Genomic DNA, 16883 nt, shown 5'->3' with positions numbered 1-16883 from the left:
TTCGGCAGGATCAAGGACTGGAGGCGCGTCGCAACCCGCTACGACCGTTGCGCCCACACCTTCATGTCCGCCATCTGCATCGCCGCTACCGTTTGCTACTGGCTGTGATCAATGAGTCCTGAGCCTAGGAACGAACATTCTTGTCAGTCCTGTTTTCGGACAATTTGCTCTGGTATCAACATTCAGGGTTGGCTCTCTCAGCCTTTTACTTGCGAGCATTCAATATCCGCGGTAGAAATTGAGTTGGCGGGCTAAGAGGTTGAAAAGAACCGTACCCCGTTCAATCATTATGCCGCAACGGCAGATGACCAGCAGGGGGAGAGGTCTTAATGAACCTTTCTATTATAGTTATTTTACTAGGCCTGTCAGCTTTGGCTTATGGAGTTTTCGTTAGCTTTAGCGTATTGCGCAGCGATACCGGCAATGGTGATATGCAGCGCATCGCAGCCGCGATACAAGAAGGAGCACAAGCCTATCTCACACGACAATACCGCGCGATTGCATTGGTCGGAATTGTCGTGGCCACAGCTCTACTATTTTTCCTTGGATGGATTTCTGCAATTGGCTTTGCTGTTGGAGCTATTTTATCAGGCACTGCAGGATTTATCGGAATGAACATTTCGGTCCGCGCCAATGTCCGGACCACGGCAGCAGCATGTTCAGGTCTACAGCAAGGGCTCACCCTGGCATTTCGCTCCGGCGCTGTTACGGGAATGCTTGTGGCCGGATTAGCCTTACTGGCTATTGCTACTATTTTCCTGATTCTCACTCAGGGCATTGGTCTTGCTGCCAATAGCCGGATAGTGGTGGAAGCACTTGTAGCGCTGGCTTTTGGCGCTTCCCTTATTTCAATTTTCGCCAGACTTGGCGGCGGCATCTTTACCAAAGCAGCAGATGTCGGGGCCGATCTGGTCGGCAAAGTGGAAGTGGGTATTCCGGAAGACGATCCACATAATCCGGCTGTCATCGCCGACAATGTCGGAGACAATGTCGGCGATTGTGCAGGCATGGCTGCCGACCTGTTTGAGACCTACGTAGTGACAATTGGTGCAACCATGGTGCTGACGGCTCTGCTGCTGACCGGGCTTGGTGACGGCTTATATGCGATGATGACTCTGCCGCTGCTTATCGGAGGTGCCTGCATCATAACCTCTATAATTGGCACTTTCTTTGTCCGTCTGGGATCGCGTGAGTCGATTATGGGCGCGATGTATAAGGGGTTTCTGATTACCGCTCTACTTTCCGTTCCCGCTATTTTCATCGTAATGCAGCTCATTCTTGGAGACATGAGTGCAACTATTGGCGGTACAGCGCATAATCTCGACAAAGGTGCTACCCTTAGTGAGGAAGGGCTATCAACGCAGGTTAGCGGTTTTACCGGATGGAATCTTTTCTTCTGCACATTGACCGGACTGATCATTACCGGACTGATCATTTGGATAACGGAATATTACACTGGCACCCGCTATCGCCCTGTACGCTCAATAGCCAAAGCCTCGGAAACGGGCCATGGCACTAACGTGATTCAGGGGCTCGCTGTGAGCCTGGAAGCAACCGCACTTCCCACTCTGGTCATAGTAGGAGGGATTGTTATCTCTCACCAATTGGCTGGGCTGATAGGCATCGCCTATGCGGCAACAGCCATGCTGGCTCTTGCCGGAATGGTAGTGGCGCTCGACGCCTATGGCCCAGTGACAGATAATGCAGGCGGCATAGCCGAAATGGCCGGACTGGACGAAACTGTGCGAGCGCGAACAGACGCACTCGACGCCGTCGGCAACACAACCAAAGCTGTAACCAAGGGCTATGCCATCAGTTCTGCCGGGCTCGCTGCTCTGGTGCTTTTTGCAGCCTACACAACTGACCTTGCCGAATTCTTTCCTGGCATGGACGTCGATTTTAGCTTGGAAAACCCCTATGTAGTTGTGGGTTTATTGCTTGGTGCGCTGCTTCCTTATCTGTTCGGCGCAATGGGAATGACAGCCGTTGGTCGTGCTGCAGGCAATGTTGTGAAGGATGTTCGCGATCAGTTCGCACAGAATAGCGGCATCATGGCAGGGACCTCCAAACCTGATTATGCACGCACGGTCGACCTGGTAACCAAAGCAGCTATTCTGGAAATGGTTATACCTTCGCTACTTCCCGTTTTGACCCCCATAACGGTTTATTTTGTGATCACCTTTATTGCCGGACAGCATAACGGCTTTGCGGCATTGGGTGCTCTGCTACTGGGTGTAATTCTAAGTGGATTGTTCGTTGCACTTTCCATGACATCAGGCGGTGGTGCATGGGACAATGCCAAGAAATATATTGAGGATGGTCACCATGGCGGAAAGGGATCGGACGCACATAAAGCAGCGGTGACCGGAGACACCGTTGGCGACCCCTACAAGGATACTGCAGGTCCAGCGGTTAATCCAATGATCAAAATCACAAATATTGTCGCGCTGTTGCTTTTATCCGCTTTGGCCGCCTGATAACTCATCGAACTCTAATCAAGAGCGAAAACAGCACACTTCGGAACTTTATAGTTCAGCACTTTCCCGCAACGCAACCAAATGGGTTTGGCACCGCATCGAGAATTGCTGCACTGCACTAATTGCTGAAAATCGGCCTGAAGATGTCAGGCTAATTGCATTGTCTCCATTGACGAAAGCCGAATGCGGCATCAATGACTTATTCATGAATGAAACTGTCAGTTCCGGCCCCATTCCTGAGCAGCTCGTTGCCGAGCTGGTTCTGTTGCTCGACTTGGAACCGCGTGGTGGCGACCGTTTTATAGGCCGACACCGTAAGGGCGGCTCCGGTCGTCTGTTTGGCGGTCAGGTTATTGCTCAAGCGCTGGGGGCAGCCCGGCGCACAGTACCCGATGACCGGCACACCCATTCACTCCATGCGTATTTTCTACGCGGAGGCAGTGCAGATCTGGATGTTGAGTTCCGTGTAAAACGCGATTTTGACGGACGAAGCTTTTCCAACCGCAGAGTGGTTGCCAGCCAGCAAGGCCAGCCCATTCTTAACCTTATCGTCTCCTTCCAAGCCCCCCAGGAAGGTGTCGAACATCAATTGCCGCAAATGCCAAATGTCCCCATGCCGGAAGAACTGCGTTCCGACGCAGTCATTCGGAAGGAACTGGCTGAGCAAGTCAGCGGGCCAATGCGTGAAGTGTTGCTACGTCCCCGCCCGATCGATTTTCGGTCGGTTGAACCCCGCGACTGGCTCGATCCGCAAAAACGACCGCCAGTTGCCCATGTCTGGTTCCGCACCGTTGCTGAGCTGCCGGATAATCCCTCCATTCATCGTGCCGTGCTGGCTTATGCAAGTGACTACAACCTTCTTTCCACCAGCCTTCAACCGCACGGCCTCAGCTATCATAAAGGCGAAGTGAAAGCTGCCAGTCTTGACCATGCCATATGGTATCATGATTCATTTCGAGCGGATGAGTGGCTGCTCTACGTTACAGAAAGCCCGTGGACAGGCTTATCCCGCGGTTTCAATCGCGGACAGATCTTTGCTCAGGACGGACGTCTCGTTGCCAGCGTTGCGCAGGAAGGAATGATCCGCCCTTCGCGTTCTCACGTTATCAATATGCGTGGCTGACCCATTACCTCATCGTCTACCATTCGATCATGCAGGCTCAGTCGCCGATGTGATAGAAATCATATATGGCTTGCGCCACACCATCGCTGATGCCTGGTGTGCGTTTGAGATCATCAAGCGATGCTGCACGGACCTTTCCTGCCGTTCCGAAATGCAGCAGCAAAGCACGTTTGCGTGAAGGGCCGATGCCAGGAATCTCATCAAGCGGCGATGCAGTGATGGCACGGCTGCGCTTAGCACGATGTGCGCCGATGACGTAGCGATGCGCTTCATCGCGCAGACGCTGAAGATAGAACAAAAGAGGTGAATTGGTTGGCAGAGTTTTTTCACGACCATCAGGGAAATGGAACACTTCTCGGCCCTCACGACCATGATGCGGTCCTTTAGCCACACCGATCAGTGGCACATCCTCGATCCCAAGTTCCTCTAGTGTCTCGCGAACCGAACTCATCTGCCCTTTACCGCCGTCAATAAGCACCAGATCGGGCCAGATCGCTACTCCCTGATCGGTGCGGTCTCTATCCGGATCATCCTTCATAGCCCGCGAAAAGCGGCGGTGCATAACTTCACGCATCATGCCGAAATCGTCATTCGACTGCGCACTCTTGATATTAAACTTCCGATACTGGTTCTTGAGAAAACCTTCGGGGCCGGCAACCACCATCGCACCTACCGCCTTAGCACCCTGAATGTGGCTGTTATCGTAAATTTCGATCCGGGTAGGAATATCATCGAGTTCAAGAAATTCGGTCAGCTCCCGCATGATTTTCAACTGCGTGCCGCTTTCAGCCAAACGTCGCTCAAGCGCCTCGGCAGCATTACGGACAGCCTGCTCCATCAGGCGACGACGCTCTCCTCGTTGCGGCACGGAAACTTCAACCTTGTGCCCTGCACTTGATCCAAGAGCATCTTGAAGCAAATCACGATCCATTAAATCACGATCGACGAGAATAGTCCGCGGTGGAGGAACTTCCTCGTAGAACTGAGCCAGCACACCGGAAAGCACTTCACTCTCATCAATATCTTTTGTGTGACGCGGGAAGAAAGCACGGTGCCCCCAGTTTTGACCGCCCCGAATGAAGAACCCCTGCACTACGACCTGCCCACCTCTGGATGCCATAGCGAAGACATCGGCGTTGCCAACTCCTTCCGCATTGATAGCCTGACTTCCCTGAATGAACGTTGCGGCCCGCAAACGATCGCGCAGCATAGCAGCCCGTTCAAAATCAAGTTCTTCGGCAGCTTCCTGCATCTGCGCTTCTATCTTGCGTTGAACGGCGGAGGATTTGCCACCCAAGAAATCTTTCGCCTCCTGCACCAGACCGGCATAGCCTTGCTTGTCGATCCGCTCCACACAAGGCGCCGAGCAACGCTTAATCTGGTAGAGCAGGCATGGCCGGTCTCTGCGTGCGAAGAAACTATCCGTACAACTGCGTAGCAGGAACAGTTTTTGCAGCGCATTGATCGTGCTGTTTACATTTCCGGCGCTGGCAAAAGGACCATAGTAGTTGCCCTTAGCCCGACGCGCACCGCGATGTTTCATAAGGCGGGGAAAGTCATGCTCAGCGCGTAACAGAATAAAGGGAAAGCTCTTATCGTCGCGTAGCAGTACATTATAAGGCGGGCGGAACCGCTTGATCAGTTGCGCTTCAAGCAACAAGGCTTCTGCTTCGCTATTAGTAGTGATGATTTCCATTGCCCGCGTTTGCGAAACCATCCTTTGCAGACGATTAGTCAACGCATTGAATTGCGTATAATTAGCAACACGGTTCCTGAGCGCACGTGCCTTGCCAACATAGAGAACATCGCCGCGCGCATCGAGCATGCGATAAACCCCCGGATGGGGTTTCAGCACTTTCACGACATCGCGAATGGCCTGCACGCCGGTTTCGATATCGGGTTGCGAAGAACGTACTGTATAGGTGGCACGTTCTTCATGAAAACGCTCGGCGCTAGTTCGATCGAGAGGGGCGGAAGGCTTTCGGGACATCACCTTCCAGATAAGCGCTCCCGATAAGTTCGTCACCCCCCGCCTCTCTTCGGAATTGCCCAAAAATCAGAACAGTTTGCGCAATTCCATTCCAATAAAACGTCCTGTCGGGTCAACCAGATAAGGTTGATAGCGTAGCGGCACCTCACCGTCCGCATTTGTAATGTGCTGACGAGCATCGAATATATTGTCGACTCTAAAAGATAGTCGTGTGTTCTTTAATGCAGGCATCTTCTCAATCAGAGTTTTCCGCTGATTGAGATCGACGAACAGACGAAGATCGAAAGTCACGAGATCATTGAAATAGATGTCCGAACTTGTTCCATCGACATGAGATTTACCTGTATAACTGCCGCTTATAAAACCACCAAAACCGCGATAGAACATACCGCCGCGCAACTTGGCACTATAGCGCGGATTGCCACTGCTACTCAGCGCATCGCCTTCCAGCAAATCAAGGACAGGCCCGTTATCACTCACAGAGATTTTATTCTGCAATTCAATAGTGTTGGTCAAATTGACAAACCAACGCCCCTTACCTCCGCCGGGAGGACCAAACCGAGGGCCTCGAGTCTGGCGCTTATTACCGGTTTCTGCATGTTGATTGTTCGTCTTGCTATCAGCGGAAACCGAACCGTTTTGCTCATCGTCGGACGCTGCTGATTCGTCAGTGCTCCGGTTATTCTTACCCTTTTCTCCGGGATTGCCCGAAGGCGCTGTGCCCGGCCTCTCGCCACCTGCCCTCGCCCCCCCCGGTCGGCCTCCTCCAGACGGCTGGATTTCTGCCTTGCCGAAAGATCCGGAAAGATTGAGACCGATATCAATCCGCTCTTCCTCTTGCTTTGAGAAAGTGATTGGTCGCTGATCGATAGCCAATAATGTCCCGTCAACTGCTCGCGTTACCCGCTCCGGGAAAGCGGCTTCGATCGCTGGCGTCAAGGTGGGGAAAGAGGCGACAACATCATCGGTGCGGTTACGGAAATATTCGATATTGATGTTGGACCGTTCAAGGAACGGCAGATCCCATTGCAAACCGAATTTCCAGTCGCGCGCACTCTGTTTGGGCAAATCCGGATTACCGCCGGAGATCACCTGTGCCAAAACTGTATCGTCATTGACCAGGTCATAAATCTGCACATTATTGGTAACTATTTCCGGATTACCCAATTGCGCCAGCGTCGGCGCGGTATCTTCCCCAATATAGGTCGCGGTGAAAGTCAGTGTTTCGGTTGGTCCCCAGGTTACACCTGCGCTCCAATCGGTCAGTGTACCAAAGTCGGAAAGATGGTTTACGCCTCCGGTAAAGTTAAGTGAAATATCGCCGATGACATTCCACACATCATCGCGTCGACTGGCAATCGGGACGCCAATATTGACGCCCGCAGACAAGTCTCCCCGGGTGAGTTGAATATCACGGTTCACATTGCGCGTGTCATCGCTCTCTATACGATCCCAGCCATAGCCCGCATTGAGCGTCACCGACAAATCGCCGGCAGGAAGATAGAGCGGGCTTCCCATCGCAGTCACCAAACTGCTGGCCGAATAGTTTTTGGTGCGTGCCGTTTCGTAACCGGCATCGGCCAGTCTGGGAATTGCGCCGAAGATATCGAAGCTACCCGCAGCGGCAGCGGATACGAGCTCGCTTGTATCTGCATCGCGGTCAGTTTCTGTGCGCGAACTGGCATAACTCGAATCGAGTGTTGCAGTAACCTGCCACTCACCCAACGGTGCATTGAGCGTGCTTCCGAGTGAAAATGTGTCTGTTTTACTGCGATTTTCCAGCGGGTCGGCTGCGCCGAAATTGCGCAACACCGTCATACCTTCCGGGTCGGTCAGACGAACGGAATTGAGACCTTGCAAACTACTGCTATCAGACCGTTCATAAGTACCGTTCAGGCTCAGTGATGAACCATTATCAGCCAGTTTGCTTGACCAGTTAGCAGTGATTTCACCATCGGTTTTATCGCTCACAATGCTGCGATAGGCCGCCGGATCAGGATCCGTTGCAATATCGGACAGCGAGGTTTCCGCCTGAGCAATGTTACGCTCAGCCTCAGTCAGCATGGTCGTATTGTTGAATTCACTATTGATGTTAAGCCGATTAGAACCATCGAGCCGCAAGTAGGTCAGTTCAACATCCTGTTCAGAATAACCTCCCTTTCCTGGCTGACTATATTCAAGCTCAACTTCGCGACTGCTGAAATTATCCTTCAGGATAATATTCACCACACGCTGATTGGCGGAAAAGCCGTATCGCTGCGCGACTTCTTCTGGAAGAATTTCTATGGCTTTGACTGCTTCTGGCGGATAGCTGCGCATTTCACGAAAGCTGGAAATACGCATCCCATTGACCAGAAAAGCGGGCATACCGCCTCCACCGCGCCCTCGGCCGCTTCCGGTCTGCGGCGCCAGAACTTCCATCAATTCAGCGAGCGACCCGGTGCCATAGGCTGCAATATCCTCTTCATTAAGGACAAGAATGGGAGGTTGTGGCGCATCTACCTGACCACGCAGTTTCTCGGCAACCACCACGATTTCATCAGCATCTTCGACAGCCCCGTCTGACTGACTTGGGTCCTGTGCCCAAACCGGAACGGAAGTCAGCAATGCAACAGCAAGCGTCATGGAGCTTGAATATGTAATTAAACGCAAGGAGATACCCCTAAGAAAACCGACATATCCCCTTCCTGCTCTGGAAATGCCTTTCCACTTCCTCAACAGCAAGTCTCAGGATGTAATAAAATGTCGCATCGCAAGCACAACACCTTGCTACACACTAATCGTATACGATTAAACCTGCGATGAACGGACTGCCTGTGCCTTTGAAATGCGTGCAAGGCTTTCCTTTTGCTTCTTATGGGACTATGGCGCGCGACCATGCACACAACACATTTCGGAAACTGAACTCACATGGCAAAGGAAGAACTCCTCGAAATGCGCGGCCGGGTAGTTGAGCTGCTACCCAATGCGATGTTCCGGGTAGAGCTTGAAAACGGCCATGAAATTCTCGGCCACACTGCCGGCAAGATGCGCAAGAATCGTATTCGCGTGCTGGTGGGGGACGAGGTTCTTGTCGAACTCACCCCATATGACCTGACCAAAGGCCGCATTACTTATCGGTTTATGCCCGGTCGCGGCGGGCCTGGCCCGTCCTCCTAAAACTGCCCTCTTTAATGGAGGCGAAGGTGACGGTGAGCGCGACCTCAACACAATCGGGTCCAGCACTTGTGCTGGGCTCAGCCAGTCCGCGCAGGCGAGAATTGCTTGCTCGTCTGGGTATTGAGCCCGCGCAAATTATTCCTGCCGATATAGACGAAACACCACACGCCAACGAAATACCACGCCATTACGCCCAGCGCATGGCATTGGAAAAGGCGCAGACGATCAAAAATGATCAGGCCTTTATTCTGGCCGGGGATACAGTCGTGGCTGCCGGCAGACGCATTTTACCCAAAGCCGAGGATGAAGCCACGGCACGGCAATGCCTGAGTCTTCTTTCGGGGAGGCGCCACAGAGTCTATTCCGCTGTTGCCATGAAAGCGCCCGATGGCTCGATACGCGAAAAAATGAGCGAGACTCACGTTCGGTTCAAACGCCTGTCCGAAGAAGAAATTCGCGGTTACATCCAGTCGGGAGAATGGCACGGAAAGGCTGGTGGATATGCTATTCAGGGCAGCGCTGAAGGACTGATCGACTGGATTCAGGGAAGCCATTCCGGCGTGGTCGGGCTTCCTCTTTTCGAGACCCGGGCGCTCCTAAAATCCGCCGGGTTTCCGCTGGTTTGATCGAAATATGACCTGGTTTGTCGAGCGTGGCATCGGCGAACAGCGCGCGATCGACGTCAGGAAAGGTCATATTATCGCCACACGTCTTCTGTGGCCGGATGAACTTTATGCTGGATATATCGCCGATGCACAACTGATTGCCCGCCAAACCGGTTCGTCACGCGGAACAGTGCGCTTTGCCAATGGCGAAGAAGCACTGGTTGATCGCCTGCCACGCGAAGCTTCCGAGGGCCGAACTATGCGATTCGAAGTTACACGCGCAGCGATTCGCGAAACCCGGCGCAGCAAGCTGGCCCATGCCCGCTTAACGGATAAAGCGTCGCAGACGCCGGATCTCGCAGAGCAATTGCGCAAGGAAGGTATACGGGCAGAACCGGTCCATGCCTTTCCCACCGAGGGATGGGAAGAGATCGTGTCCGAAGCACTCGAAGGCCAAATTGCTTTTCCCGGCGGCGCTCTCCAGCTTTCTCCTACTCCCGCTATGACGCTGATCGATATTGACGGGTCATTAAGAGGCAGAGAGCTGGCTCTTGCTGCTGTAAAACCCATTGCAAGAGCATTGCGGCTGTTCGATCTCGGGGGCTCGATCGGCATAGATTTTCCCACGCTTGAAACAAAGGCTGCGCGTAAAGAGGTCGATCAGGCGCTCGAAGCTGCATTGTCTGGCTGGCTGCATGAACGTACAGCGATGAACGGTTTTGGCTTCGTTCAAATCGTTACCCGTATGACCGGGCCATCTCTGCTGCATCGTGCCGAAGGACAACGCAACAGACTACTGTCTCGCCAGCTCTTGCGGCGGGCGGAATATATCACAAGCCCCGGAATGATTCTTCTGACAGCACATCCTGCTGTGCTGGCACATATCTCTACCAACGATCTTACCGAACTGGCGCGGCGTACCGGACGGGAAATTCGCTGCGAGCAATCTTCACACCTTGCGATTGAAGCCGGATTCGCGCAGTCAGTATCCCTATGACGACACAGAAACCGCGTCCCTGCCCGATCTGCAAAAAGCCGAGGAGCGAAGAGTTTGCTCCATTCTGCTCTGCGCGATGCCGCGATCGCGACCTCTCGCAATGGTTCAATGAGGGCTATTCCGTGCCCGGACGTCCAGCGACAGATGACGATATTTCAAAAGAGACATAATTCCCCCTTGCCAAGATCGCCTCAAGCAGTCATAGGGCCGCTCACACCGCTGGCCGGTAAGAAATGACCGGCTGATGATGCGGCGCCCGGATAGCTCAGTTGGTAGAGCATACGACTGAAAATCGTAGTGTCGGTGGTTCGATTCCACCTCCGGGCACCATCCTCTTTTTTCTCTGACTGATGAGCGCAAACAAACAGCAATTGCTGTTATTATCATCATTCATTGTCATGATTTCCTCTATGTTCAATGTCTGATGCTGAACGCGCTTGCCGTGGAAATCAGCAGAAAAGATTCCCTGCCACAACCGCTTCGCGAAGCGTTCAGGCTGCTCTAGCGCTTAATCTGTTTCTGCCTGCCTGTTTGGCGGCATACAGAGCCTTGTCGGCTTCATTCAGCAGGTGATCGCTGTCATCATAGTTCCCGGTGCAGGATGCAACACCGATACTGGCTGTTACAGAAGGCAAAACCAATGGCTTCCAGTCAATCTGTTCAATAGTGCAGCGCACACGCTCACAAACCGTCAGCGCTTCTTTTGCTGAAGTTCCGGGAAGAACAACCACAAATTCCTCTCCGCCGAGCCGTCCGATAAAGTCTTTTTCACGCAGGCTGCATGAACATACCCGCGTTATGCGTTTCAGCACCTCATCCCCGGCAGAATGACCGAAACGGTCATTGATCGACTTGAAGTGATCGATGTCCATTATCGCGATGGATAAAGGCGTGTTATGGCTATTGGCTTCGCCAATGGCGGCTTCAATCACCGCCATCGCCTTGCGTCGGTTTCCAATTCCGGTCAGCTGATCGGTTTCCGATAGAAGACGCGCCTGTTGCGCTTCTTCAGTAGCTCTGCGCCGTTCATCGTCCAGTTCGCGCAGCGTTTCCACCCGGTGGGTAATGTCCTGAAACACCCCGAACATACCGATGACATGGCCAGTTTCATCGGTTTCTGCTTCGCCACGTGTATTGATATGCCGGACTTCTCCGTCAGGTCGCACGATCCGGGCGTCGAAATCAAAAGATTCGCCTTTTGCAAAGGAGCTGTTCACCCGCCCCGAAATCTCTTCCCGATCATCAGGGTGATACAAATCAAGCGCGGTTTCCAGTTCCGGCCTGTATGTATCTTCTGTCTGGCCATGAATGGCATAGACCTGGCTTGACCAGAACAGCTCGTTGGTGGCGAAATTGAGATGCCAGTGCCCCAGATCTGCCGTCCTTTCTGCCATACGTAACAAGCTGTGGCTGCGCTGGATTCCAGCTAACATCCGTTGTCGCTGAGCCAGCGAAGCGGACAATGGGAGAGCCGAAGCCAGCAATGTCAGCAGATAAAACTGGAAGAACAGAACCGCGGTTTCATAATTTCCATCGATGAGATGAATAGGGCCCAGCCCCAATGCAGTGGCGACAGATCCGACCGCTGCGATAATGCAGACGCTGGTGGCCGCTCCCAGCGCCCCTAACCGGTAAGTGGCTATAAGCACTGTAAAAAGTGGCACGAACAGGAGTGGAAAACGGCTTTGCAGGAAAACAGCGCAACTCACTGCAAGAACGAGCAGGAGATAGCAAACTGCTCGCACAAATTGCTCAGTCGTTATCTTGAGATTCCGCGCTGTGGCCGATCTTGCCACGAGGACCACAACCGGGGTGACGATCATAATTCCCAGCGTAACGGTGGTGAACCATGATACAAAAAAGCCTATATTCCAGTCTCTTAATATCAGCGCCACAAAGCAGGCGCTCCACAGTGCCCCTGTTACAGAGGCCAGAGCGAACCGTCCGACATCGGAAATATCGTTAAAGGAAAACGGCCTGCGCCTTCCATGAAATATGAGCCAGCTGACCAGAAGCGCTTCGGACAGGTTGCAGATCGTAAAACCGAGAGCAGCGTCAAGCGGCGTCCCCGCTGACATATTGCTGACGGTGCTTGCGATAGAAATCGCACCAACTATCGAAAAACGAAGGACTTTTTCACGTGCCAGAAGCAGAGCGGCAACGAACAGGCCGCTTGCCGGCCAGACTGTTACGATGCCTTCATCGCCACGGGCAAAATGTAAGGAAACGAATGCGAGAACATAATAAGCGAAGCCTGCCACAACTGGCCATGCTGCTATCCGCAGCATCTTTCTCAAAATGCGCACCATAGCGCAGCCGTATGATAATAATGCTTAATATTTTGATAAGAGGGGCATCACTCCAATCTTTTTTAAAAAATTATATTATACATTTATAAAATATAATGATATGATTTCCTGTTTTTCATATGAAATGTTCAGCCATCCTTTCCTCGGTGAACGATGCCGAAAGCAGGCGATCCGCCTTCAGGCTTCGCCAAACCGGCCAAAAATTGTCCGGTGAAGGGGCGCAGAGCGGAACCGAACAGGGCCAGAACGACGTTTAACAGGGCCATAAAGCACGCAAGCAGGCGCCTGCCAGCACTTGCGAAACGTTCACACAAGTTTGCCGATTGAAATCACCTGCCCTCCCGCCACATTGTTGGAGAAACGGTGGAATGAGAGGATAGCATGACAACGATCGCAATTATCGGTGCCGGAGCGATGGGCGCGGGCATTGGCGGCAGGCTGACGGAACGCGGCTGCCGGGTGCTGACCGATCTCGGCGGACGGAGCGACACCAGCCGCCAACGCGCGACCGATAGCGGCATGGAGAATGTCTCCATCGAAAAGCTGGCCGAAGCCGATCTGATCCTTTCCATCGTTCCGCCGGTTCAGGCCGGTGCCGTGGTGGACCGTCTCGCGCCTCTTTTCGAGACCGGAAAGGCACCGCTTTTTTGCGATGCCAATGCCATTGCCCCTGAAACCGCCAAAACTCTTGCTGCGCGCGTGGCCAAGCTTGGCGGCACCATGGTCGATGGCGGGATTATCGGTGCGCCCCCTTCCCCCGAACATGACGGTCCGCGCCTCTATATTTCCGGGCCGCAGGCAAAGGCACTGGCCGTTCTGAACGATCATGGGGTGGATACGCGTATTCTTTCCGGCCCCGTCGGTGCAGCGAGCGCACTCAAAATGTGTTATGGCGGGATCAATAAGGGCATTATCGGCCTCACCGCGGCACTGTTGCTCGCGGCGCAGCGGCATGGCGCGGGCGACGATCTGCGCGCCGAATTCGAAATTTCACAAAAGCATCTGCTGGAAAATTCGCGCCGGACAATTCCGCAAATGTATCCCAAGGCCTATCGCTGGGATGGAGAAATGAGCGAAATCAGCCAGTTCCTGTCCGAAGACGATCCGGCAGCGGCAACGATCTGGCGCGGCCTGGCCGAATTCTTCACCGATCGTTCGAAAGCGCATGAAAAAGGCGAGGAACTTGCCGCCTTAAAAGCGCTTCTTGAATAAGGCCGCAAAAAGCGGTTCGTTACCTATGCGCAACTGAAGGGATCGATTTCATGGCTCGCATTCTAGTTCTTTATTACTCCTCCTATGGCCATATCGCGAAGATGGCCGACGCCATTGCCGAAGGCGTTCGCGAAGCCGGGCATGAAGCCGATATTCGCTGCGTGCCGGAAACCGCTCCACCCGAAGTCGTAAAGGCAGCCGGTTTTCAGAGGAATGAAGAGCATCCGGAAGTGGACGGCCCCAATGCACTGCCCGAATATGACGGCATCATCGTCGGCTCCCCCACCCGCTTCGGCCGGATGTGCAGCCAGATGGCGAGCTTCTGGGATACGTGCGGCGGGCTTTACGCATCGGGCGCATTGATCGGCAAGGTCGGCGCGGCGTTCACCTCTTCCAACACCCAGCATGGCGGGCAGGAAGTGACCCTGTTTTCAACCATCACCAACCTCTTCCATATGGGCATGACCGTGGTCGGGCTGGATTACGGCTTCACCGGGCAGAACGGGGTGGACGAAGTCAAAGGCGGCGCACCTTACGGCGCCACTACCATCGCCGGGATGGACGGTTCGCGCATACCGAGCCATAGCGAAATCGACGGTGCCAAATATCTCGGCGCGCGTGTGGCGAGAACCGCCGCCAAACTCGCGGACTGATCCGTCGTAACAATGTGACGGGCCTGGCACATCGGCAGGCCCGTCACGGTTTTGAACAATGGCGGCGATTCGGATGAGCCGAAAGGCGGCTCTCCCTCGCAAGCCGGTCTTAATAACCGCCGTTTACCGATGAGCGCACGCTCCGGCGGACCGGCCGGCAAACACCGGCTTCACTGATCCGGGCCGGACCCGTTCTGCTTTCCGAACGATTCCGAAGAAACGGTACGCAGAGCATCGATGCTCAACGGACCTGCCCCGGCCAGAAAAATATAGAAGAACAGGAAGCAGTAGAGAATGGCTTCGCCTCCGCCATTCACGCCCGGCCAGAAACCATAAGGCAAATGGCCGAGAAAATAGGCTGCTGCCATTTCGCCCGAGGCCAGAAAGGCCGCAACGCGGGTGAACAGTCCGAGAATCAGCAACGTGCCGAGCACCAGCTCAATCGTCCCCGCCGTCATGAGCATCGGCGGCAAAGGATCGGGCACACCGGGCTGCGCGATCGGGAAATGAAACAGCTTCATCAGCCCGTGTTCGAGAAACAGCAAAGCGGCGACGATACGCAGCACGCTGAGGAAACGGGGCGTCCAGATAGTCATGATCTTTATCCTTCGATATGATGCCGGGAACGCATGAGATAAAATGCGCGCCCGGCGCCGGGCCTTCAGGCCAGAGCGGTTTCCACGGATCGGGCAAGCGGCGTTGTCGCATGGCCGATCAGAGCGGAAAGCTGGCGGCTGTCGTCGAACAGCGCCCCTTCGGATGCGGCAACATCCCAGCCGGCAATCGCCTGCGCCAGTTCTTCGGGCAAACCGGCTTCTGTCAGAGCGGCTGCATAATCGGCTGCCGGGAGATCGGTGTAACCGATATCGCGGCCCGTCTGACGCGAGATTTCAGCGGCGAGATCGGCAAGCGTCCAGGCAGTATCCCCTGCCAGTTCGTAAGTGCGGCCTGCATGATCCTCACTGAGCAAGGCGGCAACGGCAGCCTCGGCGTAATCGGCCCGCGCCGCCGAGGCAATGCGGCCATCGCCTGCACTGCCGATCAGTGCCCCGCCCGCCAGCGCGGCAGGGATCGAACCAGTATAATTCTCCGTATACCAGCCATTGCGCAGGATGGTGACAGGCAAGCCCGAGGCCGCCAGAGCCGCTTCGGTTTCGCGATGTTCAACCGCCAGATCGAGTGTGGAACGGTCTGCATGGAGCAGGCTGGTATAGACGATCCGGCCGGTTTTCGCCTGCTGCGCTGCCTCGATCACATTGCGATGCTGCACAGCGCGCTGCCCTACCTCGCTCGATGAAATGAGCAGCAATGTATCCACCCCTTCAAGGGCGGGGGCGAGCTGGTCGGGTTGCGAATAATCGAAAGCTTTGGCGGCAACACCCAGATCGCCGGCCTTTTCGGGCGAACGAACGAGTGCGACGATACGCTCCGCCGGTATCTGCGCCTTCAGCCGGTCGATAACGAGACGACCGAGCTGGCCAGTGGCACCTGTGATGGCAATGGTCATAATATTTACTCCTTACTTGCACATTCAGTCGAAACGGAAACCGGAAATTCTGGTGTTGAGAACTTCCTGCGAATAGACACGCTGCCCTGCCCCTTCGGCCGCGCCTGCGGCCACCATCAAAGGCAGCAAATGTTCGGCACGCGGATGAGACAGGCGAGCGGCGGGCGCATCTTCCCAGCTTGCAAGCGCTTCTGCCCGCTCCGGCCCCGGCCGGGCGAGCGCCGCCGTCAGCCAGCTATCGAATGCCTCGCTGGGCTGCGTAAAACGCGGATCGCCGTAGCCGCGCATATTGTGAAAGCTCATGCCCGATCCCAGGATCAGCACACCGTCTTCGCGCAGCACCGAGAGCGCACGCCCGGCAGCGATATGCAGCGCAGGATCGAGATTGCGCTCCACAGACATTTCCACCACCGGAATATCGGCATCGGGCAAGGCCACTTTGAGCGGCACGAACACGCCATGGTCGAGCCCCCTTTCCGGATCCACAAGAGCAGCCAATCCGGCATCGCGCAGCAATGTCGCGGCCTGCGCAGCCAGCTCGGGCGCGCCCGGCGCATCGTAGCGCAGACGATAAGTATGCGCTGGAAAATTATAGTAATCATAGATCAGAGATGGCTGCGCAGCCCCCGTCAGGGCAAAGCCATCGGTTTCCCAATGGCCCGAAACGATCAGCATGGCGCGTGGCTTCTCAGGCAAACTTTCAGGCAGAGCACGCAAAAATGCGGCCATTCCGCCCCACACATCTTGCGGATCGTCCATGAAGAAGCAGGGACCGCCGCCATGGGGAATGAAGACACTGGGTTGCTGCATGATATTTCCTTTCGGGAAGCCATATGGACCTTGGCGCAGCG

Annotated in this window: 15 protein-coding genes, 1 tRNA gene and 1 pseudogene; 10 read left to right on the top strand and 7 right to left on the bottom strand. The window is 54.6% G+C overall.

Annotation, left to right across the window (positions count from 1 at the left end):
* The 3 genes and pseudogenes from D6851_RS13305 to D6851_RS13295 all read left to right on the top strand — a co-directional run.
* Positions 1-108 (top strand): annotated as a pseudogene (locus D6851_RS13305) (IS5 family transposase); the annotation flags it as partial.
* A 221-nt stretch (positions 109-329) separates the two neighbouring features.
* On the top strand, positions 330-2477 hold the full coding sequence (locus tag D6851_RS13300) for a sodium-translocating pyrophosphatase (RefSeq protein WP_120325355.1): 2148 nt from the start codon (positions 330-332) through the stop codon (positions 2475-2477).
* A 205-nt stretch (positions 2478-2682) separates the two neighbouring features.
* Positions 2683-3600 (top strand): acyl-CoA thioesterase, encoded by a 918-nt coding sequence (locus D6851_RS13295; RefSeq protein WP_120325394.1) that lies wholly within the window; start codon positions 2683-2685, stop codon positions 3598-3600.
* A gap of 37 nt (positions 3601-3637) precedes the next feature.
* Here D6851_RS13295 and uvrC read toward each other — a convergent pair whose 3' ends face one another.
* Positions 3638-5590 (bottom strand): excinuclease ABC subunit UvrC, encoded by a 1953-nt coding sequence (gene uvrC / locus D6851_RS13290; protein ID WP_120325354.1) that lies wholly within the window; start codon positions 5588-5590, stop codon positions 3638-3640.
* A gap of 66 nt (positions 5591-5656) precedes the next feature.
* Positions 5657-8242, bottom strand: a complete 2586-nt coding sequence (locus D6851_RS13285) for a TonB-dependent receptor plug domain-containing protein (RefSeq protein ID WP_183030096.1) — start codon at positions 8240-8242, stop codon at positions 5657-5659.
* A gap of 258 nt (positions 8243-8500) precedes the next feature.
* Between D6851_RS13285 and infA the strand changes: the two genes are divergently transcribed.
* The 5 genes from infA to D6851_RS13260 all read left to right on the top strand — a co-directional run bounded on the left by infA (position 8501) and on the right by D6851_RS13260 (position 10681).
* Positions 8501-8749 (top strand): translation initiation factor IF-1, encoded by a 249-nt coding sequence (infA, locus tag D6851_RS13280; RefSeq protein WP_120325352.1) that lies wholly within the window; start codon positions 8501-8503, stop codon positions 8747-8749.
* A gap of 32 nt (positions 8750-8781) precedes the next feature.
* The gene (locus D6851_RS13275; protein ID WP_238474095.1) at positions 8782-9375 is read left to right on the top strand and encodes a Maf family protein; all 594 of its coding nucleotides are present in this window, start codon (positions 8782-8784) and stop codon (positions 9373-9375) included.
* Positions 9376-9382: 7 nt separating this feature from the next.
* Entirely contained in the window at positions 9383-10351 is a 969-nt protein-coding gene (locus D6851_RS13270) for a ribonuclease E/G (protein ID WP_120325350.1), read from the top strand.
* Positions 10348-10521: a DNA gyrase inhibitor YacG gene (gene yacG / locus D6851_RS13265; protein ID WP_120325349.1), complete on the top strand. Its 174-nt coding sequence runs from the start codon at positions 10348-10350 to the stop codon at positions 10519-10521. Before D6851_RS13270 ends, yacG begins: the two co-directional genes overlap by 4 nt.
* A gap of 84 nt (positions 10522-10605) precedes the next feature.
* A tRNA-Phe gene (locus D6851_RS13260) sits at positions 10606-10681 on the top strand.
* 161 nt (positions 10682-10842) lie between these two features.
* Here the strand turns inward: D6851_RS13260 and D6851_RS13255 are convergent.
* Positions 10843-12639 carry a sensor domain-containing diguanylate cyclase gene (locus tag D6851_RS13255; RefSeq protein ID WP_238474100.1) on the bottom strand — a complete coding sequence of 599 codons (1797 nt, stop codon included), beginning with the start codon at positions 12637-12639 and terminating at the stop codon, positions 10843-10845.
* A gap of 149 nt (positions 12640-12788) precedes the next feature.
* Positions 12789-12926 (bottom strand): hypothetical protein, encoded by a 138-nt coding sequence (locus D6851_RS17800; RefSeq protein ID WP_183030094.1) that lies wholly within the window; start codon positions 12924-12926, stop codon positions 12789-12791.
* A 115-nt stretch (positions 12927-13041) separates the two neighbouring features.
* Between D6851_RS17800 and D6851_RS13250 the strand changes: the two genes are divergently transcribed.
* Positions 13042-13872 (top strand): DUF1932 domain-containing protein, encoded by an 831-nt coding sequence (locus tag D6851_RS13250; RefSeq protein WP_120325347.1) that lies wholly within the window; start codon positions 13042-13044, stop codon positions 13870-13872.
* A 50-nt stretch (positions 13873-13922) separates the two neighbouring features.
* Entirely contained in the window at positions 13923-14525 is a 603-nt protein-coding gene (wrbA, locus tag D6851_RS13245) for an NAD(P)H:quinone oxidoreductase (RefSeq protein ID WP_120325346.1), read from the top strand.
* 170 nt (positions 14526-14695) lie between these two features.
* On the opposite strand, the gene D6851_RS13240 is transcribed toward wrbA, so the two are convergent.
* The 3 genes from D6851_RS13240 to D6851_RS13230 form a co-directional block, all read right to left on the bottom strand.
* Positions 14696-15121 (bottom strand): DoxX family protein, encoded by a 426-nt coding sequence (locus D6851_RS13240; RefSeq protein ID WP_210210353.1) that lies wholly within the window; start codon positions 15119-15121, stop codon positions 14696-14698.
* 65 nt (positions 15122-15186) lie between these two features.
* Positions 15187-16032, bottom strand: a complete 846-nt coding sequence (locus D6851_RS13235; protein ID WP_120325344.1) for an SDR family oxidoreductase — start codon at positions 16030-16032, stop codon at positions 15187-15189.
* 24 nt (positions 16033-16056) lie between these two features.
* Positions 16057-16842 carry a DODA-type extradiol aromatic ring-opening family dioxygenase gene (locus D6851_RS13230; RefSeq protein WP_120325343.1) on the bottom strand — a complete coding sequence of 262 codons (786 nt, stop codon included), beginning with the start codon at positions 16840-16842 and terminating at the stop codon, positions 16057-16059.
* Positions 16843-16883 lie beyond the last annotated feature (41 nt).

Origin of the sequence: Altericroceibacterium spongiae, from assembly GCF_003610805.1 — a bacterium.
Lineage (GTDB): Bacteria > Pseudomonadota > Alphaproteobacteria > Sphingomonadales > Sphingomonadaceae > Altericroceibacterium > Altericroceibacterium spongiae.
This window is presented reverse-complemented; position numbering and strand designations above follow the sequence as displayed.

Excerpts from the sequence above, each read along its gene's own strand:
- D6851_RS13300 (WP_120325355.1), top strand. The coding sequence starts at position 330 with ATGAACCTTTCTATTATAGTTATTTTACTAGGCCTGTCAGCTTTGGCT.
- D6851_RS13295 (WP_120325394.1), top strand. The coding sequence starts at position 2,683 with ATGAATGAAACTGTCAGTTCCGGCCCCATTCCTGAGCAGCTCGTTGCC.
- uvrC (WP_120325354.1), bottom strand. The coding sequence starts at position 5,590 with ATGTCCCGAAAGCCTTCCGCCCCTCTCGATCGAACTAGCGCCGAGCGT.
- infA (WP_120325352.1), top strand. The coding sequence starts at position 8,501 with ATGGCAAAGGAAGAACTCCTCGAAATGCGCGGCCGGGTAGTTGAGCTG.
- D6851_RS13270 (WP_120325350.1), top strand. The coding sequence starts at position 9,383 with ATGACCTGGTTTGTCGAGCGTGGCATCGGCGAACAGCGCGCGATCGAC.
- yacG (WP_120325349.1), top strand. The coding sequence starts at position 10,348 with ATGACGACACAGAAACCGCGTCCCTGCCCGATCTGCAAAAAGCCGAGG.
- D6851_RS13255 (WP_238474100.1), bottom strand. The coding sequence starts at position 12,639 with ATGCTGCGGATAGCAGCATGGCCAGTTGTGGCAGGCTTCGCTTATTAT.
- D6851_RS17800 (WP_183030094.1), bottom strand. The coding sequence starts at position 12,926 with ATGGCCCTGTTAAACGTCGTTCTGGCCCTGTTCGGTTCCGCTCTGCGC.
- D6851_RS13250 (WP_120325347.1), top strand. The coding sequence starts at position 13,042 with ATGACAACGATCGCAATTATCGGTGCCGGAGCGATGGGCGCGGGCATT.
- wrbA (WP_120325346.1), top strand. The coding sequence starts at position 13,923 with ATGGCTCGCATTCTAGTTCTTTATTACTCCTCCTATGGCCATATCGCG.
- D6851_RS13240 (WP_210210353.1), bottom strand. The coding sequence starts at position 15,121 with ATGACTATCTGGACGCCCCGTTTCCTCAGCGTGCTGCGTATCGTCGCC.
- D6851_RS13235 (WP_120325344.1), bottom strand. The coding sequence starts at position 16,032 with ATGACCATTGCCATCACAGGTGCCACTGGCCAGCTCGGTCGTCTCGTT.
- D6851_RS13230 (WP_120325343.1), bottom strand. The coding sequence starts at position 16,842 with ATGCAGCAACCCAGTGTCTTCATTCCCCATGGCGGCGGTCCCTGCTTC.